15 protein-coding genes are annotated in these 15,823 nt (G+C 51.7%); 8 read left to right on the forward strand and 7 right to left on the reverse strand.

All coding sequences use genetic code 11. The features are described 5' to 3' along the window. The first annotated feature begins 259 nt into the window (after positions 1-259). The gene (locus Q4579_RS00005) at positions 260-1,984 is read left to right on the forward strand and encodes a response regulator (protein WP_303560671.1); all 1,725 of its coding nucleotides are present in this window, start codon (positions 260-262) and stop codon (positions 1,982-1,984) included. Here the strand turns inward: Q4579_RS00005 and Q4579_RS00010 are convergent. After that, positions 1,981-2,949: a glutathione S-transferase family protein gene (locus tag Q4579_RS00010; protein WP_303560674.1), complete on the reverse strand. Its 969-nt coding sequence runs from the start codon at positions 2,947-2,949 to the stop codon at positions 1,981-1,983. The genes Q4579_RS00005 and Q4579_RS00010 overlap by 4 nt on opposite strands. A 179-nt stretch (positions 2,950-3,128) precedes the next feature. Between Q4579_RS00010 and xthA the strand changes: the two genes are divergently transcribed. Then, positions 3,129-3,941 carry an exodeoxyribonuclease III gene (gene xthA / locus Q4579_RS00015; RefSeq protein ID WP_303560675.1) on the forward strand — a complete coding sequence of 271 codons (813 nt, stop codon included), beginning with the start codon at positions 3,129-3,131 and terminating at the stop codon, positions 3,939-3,941. A gap of 214 nt (positions 3,942-4,155) precedes the next feature. Continuing rightward, on the forward strand, positions 4,156-4,806 hold the full coding sequence (gene grxB / locus Q4579_RS00020; protein ID WP_303560677.1) for a glutaredoxin 2: 651 nt from the start codon (positions 4,156-4,158) through the stop codon (positions 4,804-4,806). Between the two features lie 235 nt (positions 4,807-5,041). Here grxB and Q4579_RS00025 read toward each other — a convergent pair whose 3' ends face one another. The 4 genes from Q4579_RS00025 to Q4579_RS00040 all read right to left on the reverse strand — a co-directional run bounded on the left by Q4579_RS00025 (position 5,042) and on the right by Q4579_RS00040 (position 8,407). After that, the gene (locus Q4579_RS00025) at positions 5,042-5,719 is read right to left on the reverse strand and encodes an ABC transporter permease (RefSeq protein WP_303560678.1); all 678 of its coding nucleotides are present in this window, start codon (positions 5,717-5,719) and stop codon (positions 5,042-5,044) included. 3 nt (positions 5,720-5,722) lie between these two features. Beyond that, positions 5,723-6,463 (reverse strand): ABC transporter permease, encoded by a 741-nt coding sequence (locus tag Q4579_RS00030; RefSeq protein WP_303560679.1) that lies wholly within the window; start codon positions 6,461-6,463, stop codon positions 5,723-5,725. Positions 6,464-6,745: 282 nt separating this feature from the next. Continuing rightward, entirely contained in the window at positions 6,746-7,522 is a 777-nt protein-coding gene (locus tag Q4579_RS00035) for an ABC transporter substrate-binding protein (RefSeq protein WP_303560680.1), read from the reverse strand. A 114-nt stretch (positions 7,523-7,636) separates the two neighbouring features. Beyond that, complete coding sequence (locus Q4579_RS00040) at positions 7,637-8,407, reverse strand: ABC transporter ATP-binding protein (protein ID WP_303560681.1); 771 nt, start codon at positions 8,405-8,407, stop codon at positions 7,637-7,639. A 52-nt stretch (positions 8,408-8,459) separates the two neighbouring features. Here Q4579_RS00040 and Q4579_RS00045 point away from each other — a divergent pair, with 52 nt between their 5' ends. Continuing rightward, positions 8,460-8,693, forward strand: a complete 234-nt coding sequence (locus tag Q4579_RS00045; RefSeq protein ID WP_303560682.1) for a hypothetical protein — start codon at positions 8,460-8,462, stop codon at positions 8,691-8,693. 544 nt (positions 8,694-9,237) lie between these two features. Here Q4579_RS00045 and Q4579_RS00050 read toward each other — a convergent pair. Next, positions 9,238-9,513, reverse strand: coding sequence for a hypothetical protein (locus Q4579_RS00050; RefSeq protein ID WP_303560683.1), 276 nt, complete (start codon positions 9,511-9,513; stop codon positions 9,238-9,240). Here Q4579_RS00050 and Q4579_RS00055 point away from each other — a divergent pair. The 3 genes from Q4579_RS00055 (at position 9,500) to pflA (ending at position 14,259) form a co-directional block, all read left to right on the forward strand. Further along, positions 9,500-10,990 carry a DUF3360 family protein gene (locus Q4579_RS00055; RefSeq protein ID WP_303560684.1) on the forward strand — a complete coding sequence of 497 codons (1,491 nt, stop codon included), beginning with the start codon at positions 9,500-9,502 and terminating at the stop codon, positions 10,988-10,990. The two genes, Q4579_RS00050 and Q4579_RS00055, sit on opposite strands and share 14 nt — an antisense overlap. A gap of 140 nt (positions 10,991-11,130) precedes the next feature. After that, the gene (pflB, locus tag Q4579_RS00060; protein ID WP_303560686.1) at positions 11,131-13,407 is read left to right on the forward strand and encodes a formate C-acetyltransferase; all 2,277 of its coding nucleotides are present in this window, start codon (positions 11,131-11,133) and stop codon (positions 13,405-13,407) included. A 111-nt stretch (positions 13,408-13,518) separates the two neighbouring features. Beyond that, on the forward strand, positions 13,519-14,259 hold the full coding sequence (pflA, locus tag Q4579_RS00065; protein ID WP_303560688.1) for a pyruvate formate lyase 1-activating protein: 741 nt from the start codon (positions 13,519-13,521) through the stop codon (positions 14,257-14,259). A 106-nt stretch (positions 14,260-14,365) separates the two neighbouring features. Here the strand turns inward: pflA and Q4579_RS00070 are convergent, their stop codons facing one another. Continuing rightward, the gene (locus Q4579_RS00070; RefSeq protein WP_303560690.1) at positions 14,366-15,016 is read right to left on the reverse strand and encodes an energy-coupling factor ABC transporter permease; all 651 of its coding nucleotides are present in this window, start codon (positions 15,014-15,016) and stop codon (positions 14,366-14,368) included. 199 nt (positions 15,017-15,215) lie between these two features. Between Q4579_RS00070 and Q4579_RS00075 the strand changes: the two genes are divergently transcribed. Next, positions 15,216-15,707 carry a YfbU family protein gene (locus Q4579_RS00075; RefSeq protein WP_303560692.1) on the forward strand — a complete coding sequence of 164 codons (492 nt, stop codon included), beginning with the start codon at positions 15,216-15,218 and terminating at the stop codon, positions 15,705-15,707. Positions 15,708-15,823 lie beyond the last annotated feature (116 nt).

The following is a 15,823-nucleotide window of genomic DNA, read 5'->3' on the forward strand; positions in this document are numbered from 1 at the left end:
CCCGAGTGGCCAAAGGGATCAGACTGTAAATCTGACGGCTCCGCCTTCGAAGGTTCGAATCCTTCTCCCTCCACCATTTTTTCAGCCAGTGCATTGCACTGGCTTTTTTATTGCCTGCAAACCGCCCTATCTCACTTCTGCGACGTTCAGCGATCTTCATGACCCGAGACACCGCTTCTCAAAAATCCGCCACAAAAAAAGGCTAAACTCAAACAAAAATCTCATTGATCAGATCATCAGGGTTGAAGAGGACAGCGGTATGCCTGACAAAGTCCAAAGTATCAATCTCACCTCCCCGCCGTGGCCAAAACTGCGTGTTCTGGTGATTGATGATCAACACAGCGCACAAAGCTTTATGAAAAGCATGCTGCTGCGATTCGGGATTCGCCACATTGATACAGCCTCCAACTACCGCGAGGCCATCAGCCAATGCCAGCAGGCGGCATACCAGCTGATTCTGGTGGATTATCATCTCGATCACACGCTGAACGGCAGCGAACTGATCAGTCTGCTGCGCAAAAAACAACTGCTCAGTGCGGATTGCGGTCTGGTGATCTTTTCTGCGGATGCCAGTGCCCGTGTGGTATTAAGTGCATTGGCGGTCGAACCGGATGCATTCATGACCTTGCCGATGCCACTCCGCTCCCTGCAGGAAAAACTCACTCAAGCCTGGCGCAACAGTCAGGCACGGCAACCGGTGTATCATCAGGTGAGTGAAAAAGGCTTTGATGAGGGGATTCGCTACTGTAAAGAACAGCTGCTCAAACACGGACCGGATTATCAGCTGGAAAGTCTGCTGCTGGATATGCTGCTCGACAAAGAGGATTGGGCACAGGCGAAACGCTATATCGCGCTGTTTCAGACCTATCACCCCTCGGCAAAAGTGGCGCTGGCCGAAGCTCGTCTGCTCGCCCACACCACGGACAAACACAGTGCGATTCAATTGCTCCGCCGGCTGGTAGAGAAATCACCCATGTGTCTGGACGCCTTGGATCTCCTGGCCAGCTATCAGTCCGATACCGGCCAGTATCATGAGGCAATGCTCACGGCAAACCGGGCACTCAAACTCAATCCCGCCGCCAGCCATCGTGCCCTGAAGCTCGCCCAACTGGCGGCAAAGACAGGACAGGGCGAGCCATTGATTCAGGCCGGGATGACACTGGCGACTCATCTGCCAATCATTGATGTCGGATGGATTATCTGTCTGGCGGAGTACTGTGCTGCATTCGAACAGCATTACTTCAGCCAGCCTGAAGCGAAAGTGCGTCGCCAGCTCAGGCACAAGCTCCATCAAATCACCGAGCGTGCGCATCATCGGGTCTTACCGGCGCAGCGGCCCTTTCTGAATGCTTTCCGGCAGATCATGGATGCCCGGCTGCTGCTGGCTCAGGGCGCAACGCTGAAAGCCAAACGCCGTTTGATGCTGGGTTTGTCCGGTTACTTTGGCTGCCTCAACAAACTGCCGTCCGTGATTCTGGCTGAGGCCCTTCCTTTACTGTTACAACTCGGGGAAACCGGCCTGATCGCCGACATTTGTCAGGTGCTGAAGCACAGAGACCGTTTCGATGGCCACAGCCAGCTGAGAATGCAGGCTCTGCGGGAAAACCACTGTGCCTTTGAAGCGCTTCGCAAACTGGAGTCTGCGCTCAGGGCCGCACAATCGGCCTGTCAGTCTCAGCCTGCTCAGGCTCTGCTGCAGTTTGAAGCAATCTTGCGTGATTACCCGGACTGCACTGAGGCGAATCTGGGCAAGATCGATTGCCTGCTCCGAATACCACAGTCAGCATTTCAGTGCGATTTCACACGGCAGCTTGCTGCCGTCAGTACTATGCCGCTGCCCCCCCTCCTGAGCCAATGGCGCACGCTGTTAAGAGGGCAAATCAGCCACTTGCCTGAAAGCCAGTTCAGAAGCGGCCAATACCGATCGCTGCGTCGGGAACTGGGCCCGGTCCGGATTCAGACCTGGGCCCCGCTATTGCACTAGAAACGGCTGGCATCGCGTCCGTGCGGAGAATCCAGATCCAGCACTGGGCCTGCCGGAACCACACCCGTTGGATTGATCATCTGATGGCTGAAATAGTAATGGCGCTTGATATGATAAAAATCGACTGTCTCTGCCACGCCCGGCACCTGATACAGGGATTTCAGATAGCCCTGCAAATTCGGATAATCGGCAATACGCTGCCGGTTACATTTGAAGTGTCCGACATAAACCGCATCAAACCGGATCAGCGTTGTAAATAACCGCCAGTCTGCTTCTGTGATTTGACTGCCCGCCAGATAGCGGTGGTTTGCCAGATGGGCATCGACTTTATCCAGCGCACTGAACAAGTCGGTGAATGCCGTCTCATAAGCGGCCTGTGTGGTTGCAAAACCGCAGCGGTACACGCCGTTATTGATATGTGGGTAGATAAAATCATTCCACTGATCGATTTCCGACTGAAGCGCCTGCGGGTAGTAGTCGTCCTGATTGCGGGTGATCGCATTGAACGCGGTGTTCAGCATCCGGATAATTTCCGAAGATTCATTACTCACAATCGTCTGAGTCTGCTTATCCCACAATACGGGCACCGTGACCCGTCCGGTGTAATCCGCTTTGGCTTTGGAATAAAGCTGGTGCATATAAGAAAAGCCATACAGCGGCTCAGGCTGATTAAATTCCCAGCCATGTTCCAGCATTTCCGGACTAACCACACTCACCCCGATATGTGATTCCAGGCCTTTGAGTTTCCGGAGGATCAGTGTGCGATGGGCCCACGGACAGGCCAGCGACACATACAGATGATAACGACCGGATTCAGCCGGAAATCCTTTCTGTCCGTCTGGCCCTTCACGGCCATCCGCAGTCAGCCAATGGCGAAATCCTGCATCTTCACGAACGAATTTCCCGTCACTTTTTTCTGTGTCGTACCAGACATCGTGCCAGACACCCTGAATCAGCTTTCCCATCGTTACCTCAGCATTTTTTCAACCTGAACTGGATTATAGGCAAGACCTGTTTCGCAGTCGGCGCATAAAATCCGGCAGAGATCGTCAAGATATTCGAACATCCGGTTTCGGTGCTTACGCTCCGCAATCCAACTATGCTAGGATGACCGCACATCACATGCCGACAGAACAGAAGAAAAATGAAAGTCATTTCCTTTAATATCAATGGATTAAGAGCAAGACTCCATCAACTGCAAGCCGTCATCGACAAGCATCAGCCCGATGTCATTGGCCTGCAGGAAATCAAAGTACATGATGAAGCTTTCCCACTGGCTGATGTGGAAGCCATGGGATACAAGGTCTATCACCACGGCCAGAAAGGTCATTACGGCGTGGCGATGCTGTGCAAGCAGGAGCCGGTCCATGTCCGGAAAGGTTTCCCGACCGATGACGAAGATGCCCAGCGCCGGATGATCATGGCGACTTTCGAGCAGGCCGACGGAACTCCTGTCACTATCCTGAACGGCTATTTCCCGCAGGGTGAAAACATCAGTCACGAAGTGAAATTCCCGGCGAAAGAAAAATTCTATGCCGATCTGATGACCTACCTTGAAACCCACCACAGCGCCGATGAAGCAGTGATCGTCATGGGTGACATCAACATCAGCCCGATCGATCTGGATATCGGTATTGGTGAACAGAATGCCAAGCGCTGGCTGAAAACCGGCAAATGTTCTTTCCAGCCGATTGAACGCGACTGGCTGAAAAAACTGATGGACTGGGGCTTTGTTGATACCTTCCGTCAACTGCACCCAACCGCAGATGACCAGTTCTCGTGGTTTGATTACCGCTCCAAAGGCTTTGACGATAACCGCGGCCTGCGCATTGATGTCGTTCTGGCGACGCCTTCGCTGGCAGCACGCTGTCAGGAAGCCGGGATCGATTATGAGCTGCGCGGGATTGAAAAACCGTCCGATCATGCGCCTATCTGGTCTGTCTTCAGCGAATCCTAATACCAATCAAAGTAAGTCAATGATCAGAAATAGCGCCGGGAAAATGTTTGAGAACAAGGCGGATTTTTTAGATAAGTAGTGATTCTACAATCAAAAAATCTAACGAAGTTCTCGAATATTTTAGCAAGCTAGGATGACCAGTTATTTACTGCGATTGGTATAATCTCCTCACAGCCCCGCAAGCCGGGGCTGTTTGTCCAACCGAGGTCCGAACATGAAACTCTTCGTTTTTGATCACTGCCCGTATTGCATCAAGGCCATGATGGTCGCCGGTCTGAAACAGTCTGACATCGAGCTGGTTTATTTGCAGAACCATGATGTGCAGGCACGGATCGATAAAGTGGGTGCCAACATGGTGCCGATTCTTCAGAAACCGGATGGCAGCTATATGGCTGAAAGCCTGGATATTGCTCACTATCTGGATACGCAGGATGGCACGCCTCGTCTGACTGAAGCCCGGCATTCAGAGCAAATTGCCGCCTGGACCGCCGCCGCACGCCCTGCAAACAGCCGTCTGGTCTATCCGCGCTGGCTCATGATTGATTTACCTGAGTTCCAGTGTCAGGAAGCGAAAGACTGGTTTGAAGGCAATAAATCAGCCGCAATGGGGCAAAGCTTTGCGGAAGCCTATGCCAACAGCGCGGCTCATATTGAAACGATGTCGCACTTACTGGCTGAACTCGACTGGCTGACCTTGCCGTCTGAGCGCAACAACCAGCTCAGCCTGGATGATGTGAATCTGTTCCCGACGCTGCGGAATCTCACGGTTGTGAAAGGACTGACTTTTCCACCACGGATTCGCCAGTACATTGATGAAGTGGCTGCTTTGACGGGTATCACTCTTTACGAACACGTGGCCGTCTGATCGGTCACTTACAACAAAAATAGAGCCGGTGCCTGAGGCACCGGCTTTGATTCCAGACAAAGTCATAACGTTTGGAAGCCATTGCCGTCATCATTTCCGTTGTGTCCCTCCCCCGTTGCTGCTTCCCTGTAGCCCAAGTCTTGCAAGTCATACTGTCTTTTCTGGCAGCGCCTGCCTGACCATTCAGCAGGCAAAAAAAATCCCGGACAGGCCGGGATTTCTCATTGGTAAGGATTCAGCTTAATGCTTTCATGTGGCGCAGGTATCTGCCCTCAAGCTTCCGGAATGTCCAGATCACTGTGAACGTCAGGACCATGTAGCACAAGCCAGCAAACAGGAAGGACTCAAACGGCGCATAATAGCGGGAGTTTACAATCCGGGCGGCACCGGTCAGATCGACGATGGTGACAATCCCGGCCACAGCAGAGCCGTGAATCATAAAGATCACTTCGTTACTGTAAGCAGGTAATGCACGACGCAGTGAACTGGGCAGAATAATCCGGCTGAACGCCTGCCAGTGGCTCATACCATAGGCTTTCGCGGCTTCCACTTCCCCTTTCGGCATGCTGTTGATCGAACCGCGAACAATTTCCGCAGTATACGCAGCGGTGTTTAACACAAAGGCAACCAGCGCACAGAACCAGGCTTCTTCCCATAAGGTGCCCTGCACACTCATAAACTGGCTGATGCCGTAATAAATCAGATACAGCTGAACCAATAGCGGGGTGCCCCGGAAAAAATAAATGTACGCCCAGGCCGGACCATAAATCGCCGGGTTCTTGCTGTTCCGTGCAACCCCCATCGGAATGGCGACCACCAGGCCAATGACCAGCGCCAGAGACACCATCCAAAGTGTGGTGTAAAACCCTTGCAGATACAGCTGCCAGCTTTCCGTCAGAATACTAAAATCCATGTCTTACCTCGTATGGATACTGAACCGACGCTCTGCCCACTTCAGCACCGAAGTAGAAAGCGAGGTAAACACCAAAAACAGCACGGCAATCGCCATATAGAAGGTAAACGGCATCTGAGTCGTGCCCGCTGCCAGTGAACCTTTGCGGACCATATCATCCAGGCCGATGATAGAAACCAGTGCCGTGGTCTTCAGCAGGACCAGCCAGTTATTGCCAAAACCAGGCAAAGCATGACGAATCATTTGCGGCAGCAACACGCGGCGGAAAGACATCGCGCTGCTCATGCCGTAGGCTTTCGCCGCTTCCAGTTCACCTTTGTCCACCGCCATGATCGCGCCACGGAAGGTTTCAGCCATATAAGCACCAAAAATGAATCCGATAGTCAGGATCCCTGCGATGAAAGGGCTGACTTCAATATAATCCGGCAGATAGGAAGTCCATTCATGATTGGGGTCAGACGCTGAGAAGTAATGATTCAGCCACTCATTGACGCCATAGAGACTGTTGTTCAGCAGCACCTGGCCGCCAAAGAAGATCAGCATCATGAGCACCAGATCCGGGATGCCGCGGATCACCGTGGTATAGGTGGTCGCCGTCAGTCTGGCAACACGATATCGGGACAGTTTTGCCAGCGCACCTAACATGCCCAGCACCATCGCCAGTATTAAAGACAACAGCGCAACCTGTAAGGTTACCCATGCGCCTTCCACCAGCGACCATTCATATCCTTTTAAATCCAGCAAGGGGTCACTCCTTTAAACTGCAAAGAGTTGCGATGGCTGAAGAGTGCCGGAGATACCGGCACTCTGAATGGTCCATCGCTTTACCGGGAGACGGACGATGTCTCGGTAAAGTTCAGAACTTATGCCAATCAAAGTAAATCAATGGTCAAAAATAGCGCAGGAAAAATGTTTGAGAGCAAGGCAGATTTTTTAGATAAGTAGTCATTCTACAATCAAAAAATCTAACGCCGTTATCAAGCATTTGAACAAGCTTGGATGACCAGATATTTACTGCGATTGGTATTACTCACCGTATACGTCGTAAGTGAAGTATTTATCCTGAATTTGCTTGTAAACGCCTTTGTCACGCAGCGACAGAATGGCTTTGTCCAGCTTCTCGGTCAGGTCTTTATCTTGCTTCCGGGTTGCGATGCCGAAACCTTCGCCGAACCATTTCGGATCCGTCAGCGAAGGACCAATGAACTCATAGCCATCACCGCCATCTTTGTTCAGCAATCCCTCTTCCAGTGCAGAAGCATCACCCAGTACGGCAGCAATACGGCCCGCTTTCAGATCCAGATAAGCGTCATCAAAAGAACCGTAACGAACGATTTCAACTGCATCGCCATAGTTATCTGTCAGGTATTTATCATGCGTGGTTGCACGCTGAACACCAATCTTCACACCTTTCAGACCTTCTTTGCTGAAGTCAATTTCGGTGCCTTTTTTGGCCACATATTTGTTCGGAATCAGCGCGTACTTGCCGGTGAAGTCGACTTTCTTCTTCCGCTCGTCCGTAATTGACATTGCAGCGATGATGGCATCGTACTTACGCGCCAGCAGTGACGGAATAATGCCATCCCAGTCCTGGGCTACGATCTTACATTTTGCCTGCAGCTCTTCACACAGAGCATTCGCCATATCGACGTCGAAGCCTTTCAGCTCGCCACTTGGCTCTGTCCAGCTGAATGGAGGATAGGCGCCTTCAATGCCAAAGCGAATCTCTTTCCACTCTTTTGCCTGCACCGAAGTGGCACCCAGAGCGGAAACGACTGCGGCGGCCAAAATCCATTTTTTCATTGTCTTACTCCTGTTGTATTTGCAATTCACGATACAAGTCTTTATACGTGAACCGAAGTTGTAGTATGGGCAACGTCGTTCATTGTTGGGCCAGAGAAAAACTCAAGCCTAAGTTTAGTAAATCGAAGAAATAAATTGTTTTAATCTTTCTGAATCCGGGTTTTGGAACAATTTAGATGGCTCACCCTGCTCTTCCACCAGCCCCTGATGCAAAAACATCACCTGATTGGACACATCCCGGGCAAATGCCATTTCATGTGTCACCACCAGCATGGTCCGGCCTTCCTGCGCCAAATCCTGCATGACGCCAAGTACTTCCCCAACCAGTTCCGGATCCAGTGCAGAGGTAGGTTCATCAAACAGCATCACTTCCGGATCCACCGCCAATGCACGGGCAATAGCAGCACGCTGCTGCTGACCGCCAGACAAATGGCCCGGATAATAATGACGTCTTTCATACAAACCGACTTTCTTCAGTAATGCTTCTGCTTTTTCAATCGCTTCGGCTTTGGGAACCCCCAAAACGTGAACCGGCGCTTCAATCACATTGCCCAGCACGGTCATGTGCGACCACAGGTTAAAGCCCTGAAAAACCATGGCCAGCCGGGAGCGAATCCGCTGTACCTGACGTTCATCAACCGGTAAAAACTCACCCCGGCGATTATTTTTCATTTTAATGAGTTCACCATTCACCCAGATTTCTCCCTGGGTTGGCGTTTCCAACAGGTTGATACAGCGAAGAAATGTACTTTTACCTGAACCTGAAGATCCAATAATGGAGATCACATCCCCACGGTGCGCCGTCAGTGAGATCCCTTTCAGCACTTCGTTCTGGCCAAAAGATTTATGTAATTCCTTTACTTCAAGCGCTACTGCATCTGTCATGCGCTTTGTCTCCTGTTGCTTTGTCAAACCCAGCGTTGCGATGAATCAAACCATGCAAAACTGGCTGAATGGATTGAATACTGCCCCCGCGAACGGTTATGCACGACGACAGAACCGTCGCCATCAGCATCGTTCACATGATGCCAACATCCGAAATGCGTTGATCAATATCTGGAAGCTGAAGACCCGGTTTGGCCTGACGCCCAACACGACTCAACACTATCTTTTTATCAGCGGGTTAGTCGCTATTCTGCGATTTCCGGCTTTCACCCTGTCTTTGCAGTGAGATAGTCTGTTTTGCCAGCCCTTTGTCGAAGGTATCACCACAAACCCACAATGACAACATTTTGTTAACTTTCGAATTTTAGCATTATAAGATGAAAAAATCGCATATTTAATCATTAAATCGCGACAAACGATTATTTCGCAGACGCAATAAAAACGCATACAAAACAAATAAAAAACCAGTTTCATACGATTAAATCACACTTTTACTCAGTGCGAATGCCTGAAATGCCCGTGCTGAACCGATAAATGAATGCGGGACAGGGAGTCACCATCGGGAACCATGAAATTCAGTGAACGACAGAATGACAGAGATTCACCATCTTCTGTCGCAAGAAGGCCGATGCAAAAATTCGCCGCCACACTTGCCCACGGCATGATTCCGGTCCGGTCAAAATGGAAAAACATGCAGATTCTCTAACTGTTCATGTAAGCCAGCAGGGCAAAGAAAATTCGCCATAACTTGACGACGCTTGCAGAAATCAGGCCCGAGACCTGAGTTGACTCCGATTGAAAACGTTTTCACGTCTTCTGATGAGTGGCCTTCATTCTCTCTCCCCCCGAAAATTTCGTAATTTAATTACAGTAAATTCTAAAAAACCCTTTTCGCGTCTCTGATAGACGCGTTGTTGATGTAGTTTTCCTTCATTTCGGAATGGCTGATGATCAGGATCAATTTTGCCTGCACGGCGCACGCGTAAACTAACCCCATAATCATTATTCGATGCTCCATCAGCATCCGCACCGGATTCAGGCCCGATGAAAGGTGCAGTTGAAAGAATTCCTGACTTGTAGAACGAGGCCCTTATGTCATCAAACATTCAATACGGTGACGTCCATACCGAAGTGGAAACCGATAGCTATTCGGCCCACCACAAACCTGCCAGTGCTTTCCCGAACCGGAGCCGTTATCTGGATCATGAGCTGCAGATCATGAAACCCCGCCGTTGGGGACTGAATCTGCCCGGCCGTGATTTCCGGTTCGAATGGGAAGATCTGGTACCCGCCGTTGCCGGGACGATCGGCATTATCGCCATGTATTCCGCCGTGATGTCTGCCTATGCCGCAGCCTTCGGTCTCGGCCCTGAATTCGTGGTGGAAAACGTGCGGGTGGAAATGCTGGTTTCCGCTTCACTGTTTTGCATTCTGGTTTCGGGGTTTCTGAATCCGCGAGCCAATCTGGCCGGGAATCACGGCCCGATGATTCCGATGATCGGGATGATTGCCGCCGCCGGGGGTCACCCGCTGGCACTGGCCATCCTGCTTGGCGGATTCGGATTGGCGCTCAGTCTCTGTAAAGGCGGCTCCCGTCTGGTGAAACTGACCAGCGATGGGGTGGCCGGGGGACTCCTGATTTTCCTGGGATTTGTGGGGTCAACCGGGCAAATCAAAAGCCTGCTGAGCTGGGGCAGCGAGATCAATATGGGTTATATCGCAGCGCTGATCCTCTTTGTCAGCATTGTGCTCTATGCTTTTCTTGCCCGGATTGGGAAACGCTGGCTGGCAATTCCGGTCTGCGCGGTCACTGGCGGTATCATTGCTGCGCTTTTGGGCGCGCCGTTTGAGTTCCACACCACACCGGGCCTGCCAAACCTGAACCCGGCGTACTGGTGGGGATCCACTGAAACTGGCTGGAAGCTGGGCCTGCCGACGGTTGAACACTTCATTGCATCCCTGCCTTTTGCACTGCTGGCAGTTGCGATGTGGTCGCCTGATTTTCTGGGCCACCGAATTTTTCAGGAAATGAACTACCCTGAGAAAACCGACAAGGTCCTGATGGATGTCGACGACACCATGACCGGCTGCTCTGTTCGCCAGATTGTCGGGGCTGCATTTGGCGGCGGTAATGTCACTTCGTCCTGGGGCACCTATATGATCCCGGCCGCAATTGCCAAACGCCCGATTCCGGCAGGTGCGATTTTACTGGGCAGCATCTGTATTGTGGTGGCGATTATCGGATATCCGATGGATATCGCGATCTGGCCGCCGGTCATGACTATCGCGCTGCTGGCCGGTGTTTTCCTGCCCCTGCTCGAAGCCGGAATGCAGATGGTGAAAGATTCGAAATCCAGCCAGTCGGCGGGGATCTGTATCTTTGCCTCCATGGCCGTGAATCCGGTCTTTGGCTGGGCAGTAACCATGCTGCTGGATAACAACGGCCTGATTGGGGACAAAGACCGCCCGAATCACCTGACTCTGGCCGACCGGCTGATCATTCCCGGCCTGACCTTACTGGTGTGTCTGGGCGCCATGCTGGCTGTTGGCATGATTCCCGGCATTCCGGCCTTGCTGGGATAAGCGGCAAGAAATTGAGATTCAAACCATTGGGTGCGGCACATCAAAGCACTGGATGGTGAAAAAGGTTACATATGCAGACGCTGCGCGACAAAGGCAGCACCTGGAACACTTTCTACTGACGAATAACAGGTAGGTATAATATGGCAGAGCAATTTGCAAAAGCTTGGGAAAGCTTCACCGGTGGTGAATGGCAAAGCGCAGTCAACGTTCGTGATTTCATTCAGAACAACTACACCCCTTATGAGGGCGATGAAGCATTTCTGGTGAGTGAAGGAACGGCTGCAACCCAACAGTTGTGGGACAAGGTCATGGAAGGCATCAAACAGGAGAACGCAACCCATGCCCCTGTTGATTTCGATACCTCAGTGATCTCAACCATCACTGCCCACGATGCCGGCTATATCGATCAGGCGCTGGAAACCATTGTCGGTTTGCAGACTGAAGCGCCGCTGAAGCGTGCCATTATCCCGAACGGCGGGATCCGGATGGTGGAAAGCTCCTGCAAAGCCTATGACCGCGAGCTGGATCCGCAAGTGAAGAAAATCTTCACCGAATACCGCAAAACGCATAATCAGGGTGTGTTTGATATCTATACCCCGGACATCATGAAGTGCCGGAAATCCGGTGTGCTGACCGGTCTGCCGGATGCCTATGGCCGTGGCCGTATCATCGGGGATTACCGCCGCGTGGCCCTGTACGGCATTGATCGCCTGATGGCAGACAAACTGGCGCAATTCACATCGCTGCAGGCGCAATTTGAAAATGGCGAAGATCTGCACATGACGATGCAGCTCCGTGAAGAAATCGCTGAGCAGCACCGCGCTCTGGCTCAGATGAAAGAAATGGCAGCCAAATACGGCTTCGACATTTCCCGTCCGGCAGAAAACGCACAGGAAGCGATTCAGTGGACTTACTTCGGTTATCTGGCCGCAGTGAAATCACAAAATGGTGCCGCGATGTCGCTGGGCCGGACATCAACCTTCCTTGATATTTACATCGAGCGGGATCTGAAAGCCGGCATCATTACCGAAGAACAGGCGCAGGAAATGATCGACCATTTCGTCATGAAACTGCGTATGGTTCGCTTCCTGCGGACTCCGGAATATGATGAGCTGTTCTCCGGCGACCCTATCTGGGCGACAGAATCCATTGGTGGTATGGGCGTGGATGGCCGGACACTGGTATCGAAAACCAGCTTCCGCTTCCTGAACACCCTCTATACTATGGGCCCGAGCCCTGAGCCGAACATCACGGTTCTCTGGTCTGAGCAATTGCCGATCGGCTTTAAGAAATACTGTGCGAAAGTGTCGATCGACACTTCATCCATTCAGTATGAAAACGACGATCTGATGCGTGCGGATTTCGAGTCGGATGACTACGCTATCGCTTGCTGTGTCTCGCCTATGGTCGTGGGGAAACATATGCAGTTTTTCGGCGCCCGCGCCAATCTGGCGAAAACACTACTGTACGCAATCAACGGAGGTGTCGACGAGAAACTGAAAATTCAGGTGGGTCCGGCTTCTGCGCCAATGACAGAGGACGTACTGGATTACGACAAAGTGATGACCAGCCTGGATTCCTTCATGGACTGGCTGGCGAAACAATACGTCACCGCGCTGAACTCTATCCACTACATGCACGACAAGTACAGCTATGAAGCTGCACTGATGGCCCTGCATGACAGAGATGTGCGCCGGACCATGGCATGCGGGATTGCCGGTTTGTCTGTTGCCGCAGATTCCCTGTCGGCCATCAAGTATGCCAAAGTGAAGCCAGTGCGTGACGAAAACGGCATTGCCACCGACTTCGAGATCGAGGGGGATTATCCGAAGTTCGGTAACAACGATGCCCGTGTCGATGACATTGCCTGCGACCTGGTTGAGCGTTTCATGAACAAGATCCGCCAGCTGAAAACGTACCGGAATGCCGTGCCAACCCAATCGATTCTGACCATTACCTCCAACGTGGTGTACGGGAAGAAAACCGGGAACACGCCGGATGGTCGCCGAGCAGGCCAGCCATTTGCACCGGGGGCGAACCCAATGCATGGCCGGGATGAGAAAGGGGCTGTTGCCTCGCTCACGTCCGTCGGTAAACTGCCGTTTGCGCACGCCAAAGACGGTATTTCTTATACCTTCTCGATTGTGCCGAACGCACTGGGTAAATCGGATGATACCCGCCGGGCGAATCTGGCAGGTCTGATGGATGGTTACTTCCATCACGAGCGTGGCATTGAAGGGGGACAGCATCTCAACGTGAATGTGCTCAACCGAGACACACTGGAAGATGCCGTGAAGCACCCGGAAAAATATCCGCAACTGACCATTCGCGTGTCTGGTTATGCGGTCCGCTTCAACTCACTGACCACAGAACAGCAGCAGGACGTCATTGCACGTACCTTCACTGACTCGCTGTAACACCCATGCCGGGCAGTCTGCTGTCCGGCCATCCAAAATCCCCGCGACTTCCTGAGCCGCGGGGATTATCATCAAAAAGCCCCTTCGTCATACTTGTTCTGGAGCGCGCATATGTCCGTAAAAGGCCGCATTCATTCATTCGAGTCCTGTGGCACCGTTGATGGTCCGGGAATCCGGTTCATTGTCTTTATGCAAGGCTGCCTGCTGCGCTGCCAGTATTGTCATAACCGGGATACCTGGGATCTGGAAGGCGGACAGGAAATCACGGTCGAAGCACTGATGAAAGAGGCACTGTCTTACCGGCATTTCATGAACGCATCCGGCGGCGGAGTAACCGCATCCGGCGGTGAGGCCGTCCTGCAACCTGAATTCATTCGCGATTTCTTCCGCGCCGCCAAAGCCGAGAACATTCACACCTGTCTGGATACCAACGGTTATGTGCGTAAACACACCGAAGTGATTGATGAATTACTGGAAGTGACTGACCTCGTCTTACTCGATCTCAAACAAATCGACGACGACATTCACCACGATTTGGTGGGAGTGCCGAATAAACGCATCCTCGACTTTGCCCGATACCTGCATCAAATCGGTCAGAAAACCTGGATTCGTCATGTCATTGTTCCCGGTTTTACCGACAATGAAACCTCAGTCCGCTTGCTGGGCGAATTCATCAAGGACATGGATAACATCGAAAAAATTGAGTTACTGCCTTACCACCAGCTCGGGGCCCATAAATGGGAAGCCATGGGCTACGACTATCCGCTGGAAGGCGTGAAACCGCCGTCGAAAGAGGTGATGGAAAAGGTGAAAGCGATCTTATCGGAATATCACCCCAATGTGATGTACTGATGTCGGTGCAGAGAGAAGGGAAGACCCTGACTATCATCGTGACTCGCATTGCGACGATGCAGGCGGGAGCGCAATGCTTCTGAAATGCCCGCCTGCACTGTTGCTGTTACTTATCCCTGTTGTAGATATAATCCCGCTCGTAAAACGTCCTGACCCACTCGGGTTTGTAGACGACCAAGAGCGTCGTTGCCATGCCATTGAGCAACCCCTCCGGGAAGAGCAGCAACGGGATCAGTATCAGGAAATTATCCACGATATACTGACCGCTGAAGTCTCCTTCCAGCCACACCCATCCCCCGGTCAGCAGCATATAGACCACTTGTGATAATGCGCCGTTGAAAAATGCCGCGACAAAGATGTAAACAAACAAATGTCGGTTCAGAAACCGGTAACTCAGCAGGAAAATACCGTAACTGATCATCGCGGGCGCAATAACCCCCGTCAGGTTCATCATGCCCAGATCCTGCCAGTCCACCAGACCAAAAGCAGCCAGCAACAAACTTGGGATCACGCTGATCCAGATAGCAATGCGCCAGCCGTGAGACAAGGCCAGCACCGTTAACGCCAGAAAATGGACCTGTAATCCATCTACCAGCCCTGCTCTCAGGCTCCAGAGGACAAACAGCGCCACGGCCGATCCCAGCACCAGATGCTGATAATCTCTTTCCTGCCTGAACTTCGGGTAAAACTCTTTTGGATAAGTGAAGAGAAGAATGATGAGCCAAACGGCCCACCCGCCCCAGTGGAGACCTGTCATTGCTGCTTCCTTTATTGAATTCGAATGCGGCATCGTTTCGCGATTCACCGGGCAGAGATGCCGCCAAGACAATCTGATAAAAAACTGAATAAGAATACCCGGTCAGATCAAAAGTTGCTGTGGTCATCCTGCTATGCTGAATATCCGGGCAGCTTCCGAGCAACCGGCTACTTCAGTAAAAACATTGCAGGACACCGCTATGGAAATGACAAACGCACAACGTCTCATTCTGTCTAACCAATACCGCTTAATGGCTCAGTTAGAGCCGGATCACGCGGCCAAGTATCAGCGGCTGCAAACCATTGTCGAGCGTGGCTACGGTTTACAGTTACGGGAACTCGACAAAGACTTTGGCGCACTTTCTGAAGCAGAGTGTAAAGAAATCATCAATGTGATGGAAATGCATCATGCGATGCAGGAATCACAGAAACAGCTGAACAATCATGAGATTGACAGCCGGCGCCTGCTATTTCTCGGCTTTGATGCCCAAAGCGAACCTCAGCAAATGCATTATGTTCGTTTTCTGACTCAGATTGAACATCTGTATCCAGGCTTCCTGCCATCCGAGCACCAGTTCAACAGTCATGTTCCGATGCAAAGCAAATACCGCCGTATGCTGACGGTATGGCAAAAATGCCCGAGACAATATCATTTATCTGCGACAGAAATTCAGCAGATCCTCAACGCTTAACCCCAGACAAAAGCCCCTCTCCCGTACTGAATCAGGTGGCAGCTCTGGCTGTCATCTGGCAGCAATCAACATCACCTGAAACCTGCATGCTTCTTTTTGTCAGCCAGCCGTCATAT

Source organism: Photobacterium sp. 1_MG-2023 (genome assembly GCF_030547945.1).
Classification (GTDB): domain Bacteria; phylum Pseudomonadota; class Gammaproteobacteria; order Enterobacterales; family Vibrionaceae; genus Photobacterium.